The organism is Micromonospora sp. MW-13 (assembly GCF_003434305.1).
In the GTDB taxonomy this organism is placed as follows: Bacteria; Actinomycetota; Actinomycetes; order Mycobacteriales; family Micromonosporaceae; genus Micromonospora.
On record NZ_QKKX01000038.1, the window covers coordinates 32,749 to 46,351 of the forward strand.

Consider the following 13,603-nt stretch of genomic DNA (forward strand, 5'->3'; position numbering starts at 1 on the left):
TCCCGCTGCTCCCCCGTCTCTCCGAGCAGCCGGAGCGACTCACCCACCACCGCAGGGGCTCACCCACCAGCGGACGCGGGCCGTCGATCACGCCCGGGTGCTGATGATCGACGGCCAGCACCGCCGATCCGAATCGGGACTGTCGCAGACCCCGAGCTTGACCAACCTGTCGGGTGAGTGCGGCGATCCGTCGATGGTGACATCCGGGCGCGGCAGCGCCCCGATTGTTGGACGTGCGTGGACGACCGTGGACGGCGCCTGGCAGGATGCGCGGGTGAGCGACAAGTCCCGTGACCGGTCCAGATTGGACAGCCGTGGGACCGAGCGGGAGTTGTTGGCGGAGCTGAACTCGCTACGGGTCCGCGCGGCCCGCCGACGCGGCAAGGCCAGGCTGTCGCTCCAGGATCTGACGGCGGCCACCGGCGTGCCCAAGAGCAGCCTGGCGAACTACCTGACCGGGCGCACCGCCATGCCCCTCGATGTCCTCGACCGGCTGCTGCTCGCCCTCGGGGTGGATCCGGTCGACGCGGGGGCCTGGGCGACGCGGTGGGAACGGCTCACCGGGGAGCGGCTGGGCAACCGGACAGCCGACAGCGGCCTGAGCCGCGCCGGGACCACCGAGGGCCGGCGGGGCGACGAGCCGGCACAGGGTCCGGACCCGACGGCCCCCGGAACCCCGGACCGGCCCGGTCCGGCGCTGCCGGTGCCCGCCCAGCTCCCACCCGCCTCGACCGCGTTCACCGGTCGGCAGCACGCCCTGGCGGGCCTCGACGAGCTGCTCGCCGAGGTCGACGGGAAGCCGGGCGCCCCGGTGATCGCGGTCGTCACCGGGACCGCCGGGGTGGGCAAGACCACCCTGGTGACCCACTGGGCACAGCGGGTCCGCGACCGTTTTCCGGACGGTCAGCTCCACGTCAACCTGCGGGGTTTCGATCCGGCGCGGGATCCGGTCCCGCCCGCCGAGGCGGTACGCGGCTTCCTGGACGCCTTCGACGTCCCCCGGCACCGGGTCCCGACCGGCATCGACGCGCAGATCAACCTGTTCCGCAGCCTGCTGACCGGCCGGCGGATGCTGCTGGTCCTCGACAACGCCCGGGACGCCGACCAGGTCCGCCCGCTGCTGCCGGGCTGCTCCGGCTGCATGGCGCTGATCACCAGCCGCAGCCAGCTACCCGGCCTGATCGCGGTCCAGGGCGCCCGGCCGATCGCCCTGGAACTGCTCGCCACCGAGGAGTCGACCGCGCTGCTGGCCCGCCGGCTCGGCGCCGGCCGGGTGGCGGCGGAACCGGCGGCGGTCGACGAGATCGTGCGGCACTGCGCCGGGCTGCCACTGGCCCTGGCGGTCGTCGCCGCCCGCGCCACCACCCGGCCGAGATTCCCGCTGGCGGCCATCGCCGCCGAGCTGCGCGAGGCCCCCCGGCGCCTCGACCCGCTCGCCGGCACCGAGCCCGGCATCGACGTCCGGGCCGTCCTCTCCTGGTCGTACGCCCAGGTCGGCGCGCCGGCCGCCCGGCTGTTCCGGCAGTTCGGGCTGGTCCCGGGGCCGGACATCGGGGTCGCCGCGCTGGCCAGCCTCGCCGGCGCGTCGGTGCCCGAGGTCCGGCAGCCGCTCGCCGAGTTGGTCGACGCGCACCTGGTCACCGAGCACCGGCCCGGCCGGTTCACCTGTCACGACCTGCTGCGCGCGTACGCCCGGGAGCTGGCCGACGCGGACCCGGAGCCCGACCGGCGGGCGGCGACCCGCCGGGTGCTCGACCACTACCTGCACGCCGCGCACGGCGCCGAACGGCCGTTGCAGCCGCCCCGGGGTCCGATCGCGCTCGCCGAGCCGGCGCCCGGGGTGACCCCGGAACGTCTCGACGACCGGGCCGCCGCGCTGGTCTGGTTCGCCGCGGAGCACCGGGCGCTCGCCGCCGCCGTCGAGCACGCGGCCGACACCGGCCACGACGGGCACGCCTGGCAGCTCGCCGCCGCCTGCGTCAGCTTCTTCGACCTGCGCGGGCACTGGCACGACTGGACCGGCACCCAGGAGATCGCGCTGGGCGCCGCCCGCCGGCTCGGCGACCGGGCCGCCGAGGCACACGCGCACCGTTTTCTCGGCGGCGCCGCCACCCGGCTCGGCCGGTTCGTGGCCGCCCACGCCCACCAGTCGCGCGCGCTGGAGCTGTTCGGCGAGCTGGGCGACCAGCTCAACCAGGCGTTCACGCACCGCAGCCTGGGCTGGATCGCCGAGCGGTCGGGCCAGCACGCCACCGCGCTGCGGCACGACCTGCGGGCCCTGGAGCTGTTCCGGCGCACCGGCCACCGCGTCCAGGAGGCGAGGACCCTCAACTCGGTCGGCTGGTGCCACGCCCAGCTCGGCGACCACCGGCAGGCGATCGCGGACTGCGAGCGGGCGCTGGCCCTGCTCGACGAGAAGGGCGACCTGGACGGCGTCGCCATGACCCTGGACAGCCTCGGCTACGTCCACCGGCTGCTCGGCGAGCACGCCCGGGCCGCCGAGCTGTACCGCCGGGCCCAGGAGCTGTTCGTGGCGCTCGGTGACCGGCACGGCGAGGCCGAGGCCGGGGCGAACCTCGGCGACACCCTGCGCGAGGCCGGCGACCCCGAGCGGGCCGCCGCCGCGTGGCGGCACGCGCTGGCCATCCTCGACGACGTCGACGACCCGAAGGCCGCCCGGGTCCGGGCCAGCCTCGACGAGCTGGTCTGCGCCGAGCTGGACCCGGACGGCCCCCGAACCGGCTGGCGGTCGGCTATTTGAGCTGGCCGGCGGTGAGGCCGGTCTGCACCTGACGCTGGAAGATCAGGTACACCAGCAGCACCGGAATCACGGCGATGGTGAGGCCGGCGAAGAGCTGGGCGTAGTCGCCGGCGTACCCCTGGCTGATCGACAGCGCGGCCAGGCCCTGGGCCAGCATCCACTTCGAGTCGTCGCCCTGGAGCAGCACCTGGGGCAGCAGGAACTGGTTCCAGTGGCTGAGGAAGTTGAAGATGGCGACGCTGACCAGTCCCGGCCGGGCCATCGGCAGCATCACCCGGAAGAACAGCCGGAAGTGGCCGCACCCGTCGACCAGCGCCGCCTCCGCGATCGAGGTGGGCAGGGTGCGGAAGAACGCGGTGAGGAAGAAGACCGTGAACGGCAGCGAGTACGCCGCGTAGACCAGCACCAGCCCGGTCCAGGTGCCGAAGAGCCCGGCGTTGCGGACTACGAAGAACAGCGGCACCAGGGCCAGGAAGACCGGGAACATCAGCCCGCCGACGAACAGGTAGTAGGCGAGCTGGCGGCCCCGGAACTCGTACCGGGCGAAGACGTACGCGGCGGTGGCCCCCATCAGCATGGTGAGGGCGACCGAGCCGGTGACCACGACCGCGCTGTTGAGGAAGTACCGGCCGATGTGCGCCTCTCCCCAGGCGCGGGCCCAGTTGTCGAACCGCAGCGCGCCGGGCAGCCCCCACGGGTCGGCGATGATCTCGGCGTTGCTCTTGAACGAGCTGAGGAACATCCACAGCAGCGGCAGCACGGTCAGCGCGCCCCAGAACAGCAGGAAGCCGTGCGAGAGGAAATTCACGACCCCCCGCTCGCGGCGCACCGGCCGGGATCCCCGGGCGTCCCGGTCACCGTCGACGGCCACGCCGGCGGGCCTGTCCAGAGCGGTCATGACAGCTCGATCCGTTCCCGCCGGCCGACCCGCAGGGCCAGCACGGCCACCGACAGGGTCAGGAAGAACATCACCACGCCGATCGCCGACGCGTAGCCGAACTTGGTCTCGCTGCCGAACGCGGTGTCGTACATCCGCACGCCGATCACGTCCGAGGAGAAGTTGGGGCCGCCGTTGGTCATGAGCTGCACCAGGATGAACCCGTCCAGCGCGGCCACGGCCAGGTAGATCCAGGCGACCTGCACGGTGTCCCAGAGCAGCGGGATGGTGATCCGGCACAGGGTGGTCCACCGGGAGGCGCCATCGAGCAGCACCGCCTCGTAGATCTCCCTCGGGATCGCCGACATGGCGGCGCCGAAGAGCACCACGTAGAACCCGACGTTGGCCCAGACCATCACCGCCAGCACGCACCAGAAGGCGGTGTCCGGGTCGCCGAGCCAGGCCGGCCCGGACACCCCCACCACCCTGAGGATGCCGTTGAGCAGACCGCTCGTCGGGTGGTAGGCCTCCTTCCACAGCGCCGCGATGATCACCACGGAGAGCACCTGGGGGAAGAAGTACACGGTGCGGTAGAACGCGCCGCCGCGTACCCCGGTGACCCCCGCCCGGCCCCGGCGCCCGCCCATGCTGAGCATGGTGGCGAAGAACAGCCCGAACGCGATGGTGAACACCGGCACCAGGGCGAGCAGGATCGCGTTGTTCTTCAGCGCGTTCCACACGTAGTCGTCGTGCCACAGGGCCCGGAAGTTGGCCAGGCCCACCGGGTTGGCCTCGGCGGAGTAGCCGAGCCAGTCGGTGGTGGAGATCTGGAACGCCTGGAGGTACGGCGACACGACGAAGACGACGTAGAGCAGCAGGGGCGGTACCAGGAAGGTGACGATCAGCGGGATCTTGCCGTGCTTCACGCCGACCGCTTGTACTTCTTGATCGAGGTGTCCGCGGCGATCGAGTCGGCGCCCTTCTGGCACTGGTCGAGGAACTCCGCCGGGCCGATCCGCCCGCTGAAGAACTCGCCGCACGCGGCGTCGACCAGGTTGCGCTCCAGCTTGCGGTAGTAGTTGTTGTAGACCCAGTTGAAGCCGTTGGCACCGGACGCCTCCAGGGCCTTGACCACGGTGGTCAGCCCGTACGGCAGCTCGACGCCCTCGGTGGCCCCGGCGACGACGGTCAGGCTGGCGACCTTCTTCGTGAAGTCCTGGGCGCCCTGCTTCGACAGCATGGTGCGGAAGTACTCCAGGCCGCCGGCGACGTTCTTCGCCTTGGCCGGCACCATGAACGGCTCGCCGGCGGTGCCCCGGACCGCCTCGAACGGCAGCTTGTCGCCGCCGCCCAGGCTCGGCGTGGGCGCGACGGTCATGTTGAACCCGGCCGGGGTGACCGACTTCTGCTCGCTCTCCAGCCAGGAGCCGCAGGAGATGAACGCGGCCTTGCCCTGGCACCACGCGGTCTGCGACTGGACGTGGTCCAGGCCGGGCGTGCCGTCGAGGATGAACTTGTCCTTGACGATCTGGTGCCAGGCGTCGGCGGCGGCCTTCATCGCGTCGGACTTCCAGGCGTTCGGCTCCAGGTTGTCGATCGCGGTGGCGACCGAGGTGCCGCCGAACTTGATCGCGGTGGAGATCACCGGCCAGCTCATGTAGCGGGGGTGCTTGCCAGCGTACGTCCAGGGGGCGATGCCCGCCGCCTTGATCTTCTTGCACAGGGCGATGTGCTCGTCCCAGGTCTTCGCGTACTCCCAGCCCCGGTCGGCGAAGAGCTTGGTGGAGTGCCAGATGCCGTAGACGGTGTAGGTGTAGTTCATCACCAGGAACCGACCGTCGTACGAGCCGACCTCGACCGCGCCCGGCAGCAGGGTGTCCTTGACGGTCTTGCCGGGGATGTCGAGGCTCGGCGCGGCCAGCAGCTCGCCCAGGTCGGCGAGGGCGTTCTGGGAGACCAGGCCGTTGAAGTCGATCTGCCCGGCGCCGGAGTTGTTCACCACGTCCGGCGGGGTGCCGTCGACGAAGCGGGGCTGGAGGGTCTTGCTGATCTCCGTGGTGGCCGAGTGCTGGATCTTGGCCTTCGGGTGGTTCGCGGTGTACATGGCCTCGTGGGCCTTGGCGTAGTCCTCGCCGAAGCCGCCGTTGAAGATCACCACCTCCAGCGGGGCGTCCTCGGCGACCCCGAGCGGGTTCTGCGCGGACTTGGTGCCCTGGTACGTCTTCGTGTCACCGGAGTCGCCGCCGCCACCGGTGGCGCAGCCGGCGAGCAGGCCGGCGGCGGGGGTGGCCAGCAGGCCGGCGGCGGCGCTGCGCCGCAGGATGTCACGCCTGTCCATCGTCACTCCTCGGATCGTCCCGGCGGATCTGTCGTTTCTCTTCATTTCATTGATCTTTGCTGAAGAATTTCTACGGCAGGAGCGCGTCGACTTCAAGACCTGGCCGCCGAACCGTTATCACCACCGGGCCGGCCGGGCTGGCATAGCCTGAGCCCATGCGCCGCCTCCGGCAGCTCGCCGAGCGCACGCCGGCAGGGCGCGAGCGCTACGTCGACCTGCTCCGGGCGGTCGCGATCGGGATGGTCGTCGTCGGGCACTGGGGCGTCACCGTGGTCGGCCGGGACGCGGCCGGGCGGCCCACCGGGCACTCGGCGCTCAGCGACCTGCCGTGGGCGTACCCGCTGACCTGGGTCGCCCAGGTGCTGCCGGTGTTCTTCCTGGTCGGCGGGTTCGCCAACGCCGCCTCGCTGGCCGCGCACCGCAGCCGGGGCGGCGACGCCACCGGCTGGCTGCTCGACCGCAGCGCCCGGCTGGTGCCGCCGACCACCGTCCTGCTGCTGGCCCTGGCCGTCGGCGCGGCGGGCGCCCACCTCTTCGGCGTCGGGGCGGCCCAGACCCGCCAGGTGGCCTGGTTCGCCACCATCCCACTGTGGTTCCTCGTGCCCTACCTGGCCGTCGTGGCCCTCACCCCGCCGATGCACGCGCTGCACCGTCGCTTCGGCCTGGCCGTGCCGGTGGCGCTGGCCGGGCTGGTGGCCCTCGGCGACCTGGGTCGGCTGACCGGTCCGGCGGCGCTGGCCACCGGCAACCAGCTCGCCGGCTGGCTCGCCATGCACCAGGTCGGCTTCGCCTGGTACGACGCCCGCGCCCGCCCCGCCGGGGACCCGGGACCCGACCGCGCCCGACACCCCCTGCCCACCTCGCGGCGGGCGGCGACGACCCTGCTGGCCGGCGGGTTCGGCGCGCTGCTGCTGCTCACCACGATCGGGCCGTACCCGGTCGCCATGCTGCACGTGCCCGGCGAGCGGCTGGAGAACGACGGCCCGCCCAGCCTGGCGCTGCTCGCCCTGGCCACCGCCCAGCTCGGGCTGATCCTGCTGCTGCGGCAACCGGCGCAGCCGTGGCTGCGCCGGCCCGGGCCGTGGCAGGCGGTGATCGCGGTCAACTCCGTGGTGCTGACCGTGTTCCTCTGGCACCTCACCGCCGCCCTGCTGCTGATCGGGCTGCTGGACGCGGTCGGCCTGCTGCCCACCCCGGCGGCGGGGACCGCGGCCTGGTACGCCTGGCGGGTGCCGTGGCTGCTGCTGCTCGCCGTGGTGCTGGCCGGCCTCGTCGCCGTCGTCGGGCCGGTCGAGGCCCGGGCCGGCCGGCACCGGCCGGCCGAGGGCCGGTCGACGGCCGCCCGGCCGGCCCGGTCGGCGCTGGTGGTCGCCGGGTACGCCGCGGTGATCGCGGGGCTGCTGGTCAACACCGTCACCCCGCAGAAGGCGCCCGCGCCGCTGGGGCTGCCCGCCCCGGCGCTGGTGGCGTACCTGGCCGGGGCGGGGCTGCTGCGGCTGCTCAGGTCTGGGTGGGGAACCCGAGGTTGACCCCGCCGTGGCGGGGATCCAGCCACCGGCTGGTGACCACCTTGCCGCGGGTGAAGAACGCCACCCCGTCGGCGCCGTGGGCGTGCAGGTCGCCGAAGAGGGACGCCTTCCAGCCGCCGAACGAGTAGTACGCCATCGGCACCGGGATCGGCACGTTGATCCCGACCATGCCGACCTCCACCTCGTGCTGGTAGCGCCGGGCCGCGCCGCCGTCGTTGGTGAAGATCGCCGTGCCGTTGCCGTACGGGTTGGCGTTGACCAGCTCCACCGCCTCGTCGTACGAGCCGACCCGCAGGACGCCGAGCACCGGGCCGAAGATCTCGTCGGTGTAGATCGACATGTCCGGGGTGACCCGGTCGAACAGCGTCGGGCCGAGCCAGAACCCGCCGGGGTCCCCGTCCTGGGCGACGTCCCGCCCGTCGACCACCGGGACCGCCCCGGCGGCCACCCCGGCCTCGACGTACCCGCGCACCTTCGCCGCGTGCGCGGCGGTCACCAGGGGACCCATGTCGCAGCCCCGCCGGCCGTCGCCGGTGCGCAGCCGGGCCATCCGCTCGGCGATCCGCGCCACCAGGGCGTCGGCGACCGGCTCCACCGCGACCAGCGCGGAGATCGCCATGCACCGCTCCCCCGCCGAGCCGAACCCGGCGTTGACCGCCGCGTCGGCGGCCAGGTCCAGGTCGGCGTCCGGGAGCACCACCATGTGGTTCTTCGCCCCGCCGAGGGCCTGCACCCGCTTGCCGGCGGCGGTGCCGCGCTGGTGCACGTGCCGGGCGACCGGGGTGGAGCCGACGAACGACACCGCCCGCACGTCGGGGTGGTCGAGCAGGGCGTCGACCGCCTCCGCGTCGCCGTTGACCACGTTGAGCACCCCGTCGGGCAGGCCGGCCTCGGCGAACCACTCGGCCAGCAGCAGCGCCGCGCCCGGGTCCTTCTCGCTCGGCTTGAGCACCACCGCGTTGCCGCAGGCCACCGCGATCGGGACGAACCACAGCGGCACCATCACCGGGAAGTTGAACGGGGAGATCACCGCGACCACCCCGAGCGGCTGGCGCAGGCTGTACGAGTCGACCTCGGTGGAGACGTTCTCGCTGAATCCGCCGCGCAGCGCCGAGGGGATGCCGCAGGCGTACTCGATGACCTCCAGGCCGCGCTGCACCTCGCCGGCGGCGTCGGCGAGCACCTTGCCGTGCTCGGCGGTGATCACCTCGGCGAGCCGGTCCCGGCGGGCGTTCACCAGCTCGCGGAAGGCGAACAGCACCGCCGTGCGCCTGGCCAGGGAGGTGTCCCGCCAGCTCCGCGCGGCCCGCCCGGCGGCCTGCACCGCAGCCGCCACGTCCGCGGCGCAGGCCAGCGCCACCTGCCCGGTACGCCGGCCGGTGGCCGGGTCGAAGACGTCCCCGAACCGGGTGGCCGTGCCGTCGACCCGCTTGCCGTCGACGAAGTGCCCGATCACCGTCGCGCTCACGCCGCCGTCTCCGCCGCCGCCACCGAGGCGCGGATCGCGTCGACCAGGATGGCCAGCCCCTCGCGGGCCTCGTCCTCGGTGAGGGTCAGCGGCGGGCCCATCCGCAGCACGTTGCCGTACAGGCCGCCCTTGCCGACCAGCAGGCCGCCGGCCCGGCACGCCTCGAACACGTGCGCGGTCAGCGTCGGGTCGGGCTCGACGCCGCCGGGGTGGACGAACTCGATGCCGAGCATCAGGCCCTTGCCGCGCACCTCCGCGACGCGGTCGAGGTCGCCCACGGCGGCGCGCAGGCCGTCGGCGAGGATCGCCCCGGTACGGGCGGCGTTGGCCTGGAGGTCGTGGTCGAGCAGATAGTCCAGGACGGCGTTGCCGGCGGCCGTGGAGACCGGGTTGCCGCCGAAGGTGGAGAAGCTGATCGCCGGCATCGCCTCCATGATCTCGGCCCGGCCGACCACCCCGGCCAGGGCGAAGCCGTTGCCGATGCCCTTGGCGAAGGTGAGCAGGTCCGGGGTGACGCCGTGCGCCTGGTACCCCCAGAAGTGCTCGCCGGTGCGCCCCCAGCCGGTCTGCACCTCGTCGGAGATCAGCAGGATGCCGTGGGCGTCGAGCTCCTTCTTCCACGCGGCGAACAGGCCGTCCGGGCCGTGCACGAAGCCGCCGACGCCCTGGATCGGCTCGGCGATCAGGCAGGCCACGTCGCCGGCGGTCTGGGTGGCGAGCACCTCGCGCAGGTCCTCCACCGCCGCGTCCACCCGGTCGGCCGGGTCGAGCCGGGACAGCAGGCCGCGCAGCCGCTCGCCGGAGTGCAGCCAGGCCACCTGGAGGGGGTTGAGCGCGCTGGCCGACCAGTTCCGGTTCCCGGTGATACCCATCGCCGCGTACGACCGGCCGTGGTAGCTGTTGCGCACCGCGAGGATCTGGTGCGAGCGGCGGTGGTTGGTGGCGGCCAGCAGGGCGGCCTCGTTGGCCTCGGTGCCGGAGTTGGTGAAGAACACCCGCGCGTCGGGGATGCCGGAGAGCCGGGCGACCTTCTCGGCCAGCTCGACCTGCTGGCGGATCAGGTAGAGCGTGGAGCTGTGCACGACGCCCGTGCGGAGCTGCCGCTCGACGGCCTCCCGGATCTCCGGGATGTCGTAGCCGATCATGTTGGTCAGTACGCCACCGAAGAAGTCCAGGTAGCTGCGCCCCCGCGCGTCGGTGACCCGGCGACCGGAGCCGGCGACCAGCTCGATCGGCTCGGCGTAGTAGAGCGGCATCCAGGACGGCAGCACGGCCCGGTGCCGGGCCAGCAGGTCGTCAGTCATTCGTCGCACCCTCCAAGACGTTGGCGGTCACCGCACGCTCCCATCCGGACGGCGCGGGGACAACTGCCACTGTGTAGCGCAGCGCCGACCGCCGCCTGACACCACGTCAACCACACACCACGATTTCCGGCGGCCTGCGGGCATCGGAGCTGCGTTTCCGGTGGTCAGAGCCGACCGATGCGACTCTTTCCGCAGCGGGTGGCCGGGCGGCACGCCGACGGAATCGGGTCGCCCGGGCGGGCGGCCGGGTGCCGGTACGATCCGGCGGGTGCCGATCATCCCGGACGACCCGTCGGCGCCGCGCCCGCGGCCCGTCGACGCCCACGTGGCGCTGCCCGGCGGCGGGGCGGGCACGAGCCCGCGGGAGATCGTCGACGGCGTGCGGTCCTGGGTGACCTCGCCGCCGCTGCGGGAGTTGGTGGCGCGCTTCGGCGGGGACTGGCCGGCCGGGGACCTGGCGGCGGTGCTGGCCTGGCTGGACGACTTCTCCGCCCGGCACTGGGACTTCCGGGGCGGCCGGGAACGCCCCGAGGCCCGGGAGCCGGCCCTCGACCCGCGCACCGCCGCGCTGGTGCTCGCCGCGGCGTCCGCCCTCGGCCTGGTCCGCCCGGTCCCGCCGGCCCGCCCCGGGTACGCCCACCTGGTCGTCCTCGGCGGGCTGGCGCACGCCTGCCTGCGCCGGGTCGGGTACGCCGCGCACTTGTTGCGCCACGGCACCCGGGTGGCCGGCGAGGTGGCCGTGCTGGGCAGCTTCCGTCCGCTGTCCGGGGCCGAACTGCGGGCGCTGGCCGAGGCGGGCGTGGCGGGCGGCGGCACCGAGGTGGACGCCCTGGACGCGGCGGTCCGGCTGGCGTTCCGGGTGGCCGGGCCGGCCGCGTCCGAGGGGGTGGACGCCGGGCACCCGGACCACTCCTGGTCCTCGCGGACCTACCGGCCGGCGGGGCTGCCCCCGGTGCGGGTGCTCGCCGCCCCGTCCAGCGAGCCGGACCGGCGGCGGGCGCACACGGCCGACACCCAGCGGTTCTGGGCCGAGCACGTGCGGCTCTCGCCGGGCGATCCGGTGCTGGTGGTCACCGCGCCGATCTACGTGCCGTTCCAGCACTGCGACGCGCTGCGCACCCTCACCGTGCCGTACGGGTGCGCGATCGAGACCGTCGGCGTCGACCCGGACGTGCCCGACCTGGCCCGGCTGCCCGAGCCGGCGCTCACCCCGGGCCGCCACCTCCAGGAGATCCGCTCGGCGATCCGGTCGATGCGCGCCCTGCACGCGAGTCTCGCCGGCGGCTGAGGCGGCGCGGGCCGGCGCCCGACGGGGGTGTCGGACGCCGACCCGGACCGGGCGCGCGGTCAGTTCACGTAGACGACCGGGCTGCCCGCCTGGGTGGTGTCCCGGACCGGGGAGTACGTCGCGCTGAAGTACGCGGTCCCGAAGCAGGTGCCCGGCCCGGCGGACTTGGTGAAGGGCTGGTTGACGAAGGCGATCGAGGTGGTGGCGTTGGACGCCGTCCCCTTCACGGTGTTGCCGTTGGCCTTATAGACGCAGGTGATGTTGCCGAGCAGGGTGCGCAGCGAGACGGTGCTCTGGATCGACCCGGTGAGGGTGACCGCGCCGGCGCTGGTGACGGAGACGGAGTACGGCAGGTTGTCGACGACCACGCTGTTCACCCCGAGCGTGCCGGCCACGTTGGTGGTGCAACTGGTGAAGCTCTGCGCGGTGAGGCTCTCGGTGGCGGTCCCCGGCGCGGCCGGGTTGGTCAGCACCTTGGCGCTGAAGCTGGACGCGGCGCACTTCACGCCGGTGGTGCCGGTGGCGGACGAGTAGAAGTTGGCGGTGGTGGTGGCCTTCAGGCTGGCCTGGAGGACGTCCCCGACCGCGACGGCGGTGCCGGCCGCGCTGCCGGTGGTGAGCACCGTGTTGGCGAGGGGGGCGGGCGGGGCGGCGGCAGCAGCGGGGGCCGCCGCGACGAGGGAGCCGAGCAGCGCGACGGCGGCGAGGCCGATGGCGGCGCGTCCGTACCTGGGCATGATGGGTCCTTTCGACGGTGGTGGTGCGACGGTGGCGGCCGGCCGGGGTCGACCGTGCCCGGCGTTGGACCGGGCCCGACCGGACGGCCGCCCGGGGACGGCCGCGGGGGGACGCCTCGCCGCCGGTGGACCCGTCGCCGGGGACGGTCGCGACGACGGGATGGGCGCCGCCGGGGCGGCGCGACGTGCGCGGATCGGTGGCTGGGCGACCGGTGCACCACCGGGCCTGGAGCCTTCCGACCGGTCAGCGGGCGGTGCGGGCTGGTGCACTGCGGCGCAGCCGCGTCACCTGCACCCTTCCGGCCTTGGGGGCGCGGGTGCGGTCAGCGATAATGGCGAACATCGAGCCCTCCCTCGGCGCTGCTCGGTGCGACCATCCGGCAAGAGATGACCATGAGTGACACGACCGGAACTCAACGTGGTGAAGTTGTAAACCCCGGAGGGTCGCAAAGTCAATCGTCGAGCCAGAGAGGTCGATGTCAATGTCGCTGGCACCCCACCCGGCAGCCGGGGCGACCCCCCTGCCCGGCGCCCGCCCCGGCCGCGACCCCGAACGGGCGATCAAACGCGGCCCGCGCCGCCTGTCCGCCGAGGTGGTGGCGGCGACCCAGCGCGACCGACTGTTCGACGGGCTCGTCCACGAGGTGGCGGCCAGGGGCTACGACAACGCCCGGGTCACCGACATCTGCCACGCGGCCGGGGTGACCCGCCCCGCCTTCTACGCCCTCTTCGCCGGCAAGGAGGACGCCTTCCTGGCCACCTACCGGCACGGCACCGCCGTCCTGCTGCGCCTGATGGACGACGCCTACGCCGCCGCCGGGCCGGACTGGGCGGGCGCCGCCCGGGCCACCCTGCGGACCCTGCTGGAGGTGCTGGCCAGCGTGCCCGCGTTCGCCCGGATGGCGCTGGTGGAGATCGACGCCGCCGGCCCGGCCGCCCGGGGCGAGCGGGACCTGCTGCTGGCGGAGTTCCACCGGTTCTTCCGCCCACCCCGCCCCCGCTCGCCGCTGACCGAAAAGGACGACGAACTGCTGGTCACCGCCGTGGTCGGCGGCATCCACACCACCGTCCGACAGCGGGTCGCCCAGGGGCGCACAGCGGAACTGCCCCAGCTCCTGCCGGCGCTGACGTACGCCATGACCGCGCCGTTCCTCGGCCCGGCCGCCGGCGGGCGGGCCGCCCGGACCGCCGGCGCGGACGCCAGCCCCGGCGTCACCGCCCCCTGCGCCGCCGACCCGGTCCGCCCGCCCCGCCGGGACGCCTGACCGATCCGCCGACCACGATCAGAAACCGCTGCGGTT

Annotated in this window: 10 protein-coding genes; 4 read left to right on the plus strand and 6 right to left on the minus strand. The window is 73.9% G+C overall.

Annotated elements, in window-relative coordinates; all coding sequences use genetic code 11:
- The first annotated feature begins 274 nt into the window (after positions 1-274).
- A complete protein-coding gene (locus tag C5N14_RS19845) occupies positions 275-2,761 on the plus strand; it encodes a tetratricopeptide repeat protein (protein WP_165878164.1) in 2,487 nt (828 codons plus the stop codon).
- Here the strand turns inward: C5N14_RS19845 and C5N14_RS19850 are convergent.
- The 3 genes from C5N14_RS19850 to ngcE are packed head-to-tail and all read right to left on the minus strand — an operon-like array spanning position 2,754 to position 5,976.
- On the minus strand, positions 2,754-3,659 hold the full coding sequence (locus C5N14_RS19850; protein ID WP_117669623.1) for a carbohydrate ABC transporter permease: 906 nt from the start codon (positions 3,657-3,659) through the stop codon (positions 2,754-2,756). The genes C5N14_RS19845 and C5N14_RS19850 overlap by 8 nt on opposite strands.
- Positions 3,656-4,564, minus strand: coding sequence for a carbohydrate ABC transporter permease (locus tag C5N14_RS19855; protein ID WP_117669624.1), 909 nt, complete (start codon positions 4,562-4,564; stop codon positions 3,656-3,658). Before C5N14_RS19855 ends, C5N14_RS19850 begins: the two co-directional genes overlap by 4 nt.
- Positions 4,561-5,976 carry an N-acetylglucosamine/diacetylchitobiose ABC transporter substrate-binding protein gene (gene ngcE / locus C5N14_RS19860; protein ID WP_117669625.1) on the minus strand — a complete coding sequence of 472 codons (1,416 nt, stop codon included), beginning with the start codon at positions 5,974-5,976 and terminating at the stop codon, positions 4,561-4,563. The genes C5N14_RS19855 and ngcE overlap by 4 nt, the downstream gene beginning before the upstream one ends.
- 155 nt (positions 5,977-6,131) lie before the next feature.
- Between ngcE and C5N14_RS19865 the strand changes: the two genes are divergently transcribed.
- On the plus strand, positions 6,132-7,505 hold the full coding sequence (locus C5N14_RS19865) for an acyltransferase (RefSeq protein WP_117669626.1): 1,374 nt from the start codon (positions 6,132-6,134) through the stop codon (positions 7,503-7,505).
- Here C5N14_RS19865 and C5N14_RS19870 read toward each other — a convergent pair.
- Together C5N14_RS19870 and C5N14_RS19875 are read right to left on the minus strand one after the other, a co-directional pair.
- Positions 7,477-8,973, minus strand: coding sequence for a CoA-acylating methylmalonate-semialdehyde dehydrogenase (locus C5N14_RS19870; protein ID WP_117669627.1), 1,497 nt, complete (start codon positions 8,971-8,973; stop codon positions 7,477-7,479). The genes C5N14_RS19865 and C5N14_RS19870 overlap by 29 nt on opposite strands.
- Entirely contained in the window at positions 8,970-10,277 is a 1,308-nt protein-coding gene (locus C5N14_RS19875; RefSeq protein ID WP_117669628.1) for an aspartate aminotransferase family protein, read from the minus strand. Before C5N14_RS19875 ends, C5N14_RS19870 begins: the two co-directional genes overlap by 4 nt.
- A 268-nt stretch (positions 10,278-10,545) precedes the next feature.
- Between C5N14_RS19875 and C5N14_RS19880 the strand changes: the two genes are divergently transcribed.
- Positions 10,546-11,565 carry a hypothetical protein gene (locus C5N14_RS19880; RefSeq protein WP_243639810.1) on the plus strand — a complete coding sequence of 340 codons (1,020 nt, stop codon included), beginning with the start codon at positions 10,546-10,548 and terminating at the stop codon, positions 11,563-11,565.
- 59 nt (positions 11,566-11,624) lie between these two features.
- On the opposite strand, the gene C5N14_RS19885 is transcribed toward C5N14_RS19880, so the two are convergent.
- Positions 11,625-12,302 carry a Tat pathway signal sequence domain protein gene (locus C5N14_RS19885; protein ID WP_117669629.1) on the minus strand — a complete coding sequence of 226 codons (678 nt, stop codon included), beginning with the start codon at positions 12,300-12,302 and terminating at the stop codon, positions 11,625-11,627.
- A 482-nt stretch (positions 12,303-12,784) separates the two neighbouring features.
- Here C5N14_RS19885 and C5N14_RS19890 point away from each other — a divergent pair, with 482 nt between their 5' ends.
- Positions 12,785-13,567: a TetR/AcrR family transcriptional regulator gene (locus C5N14_RS19890; protein ID WP_117669630.1), complete on the plus strand. Its 783-nt coding sequence runs from the start codon at positions 12,785-12,787 to the stop codon at positions 13,565-13,567.
- The last annotated feature ends 36 nt before the right edge of the window (positions 13,568-13,603 follow it).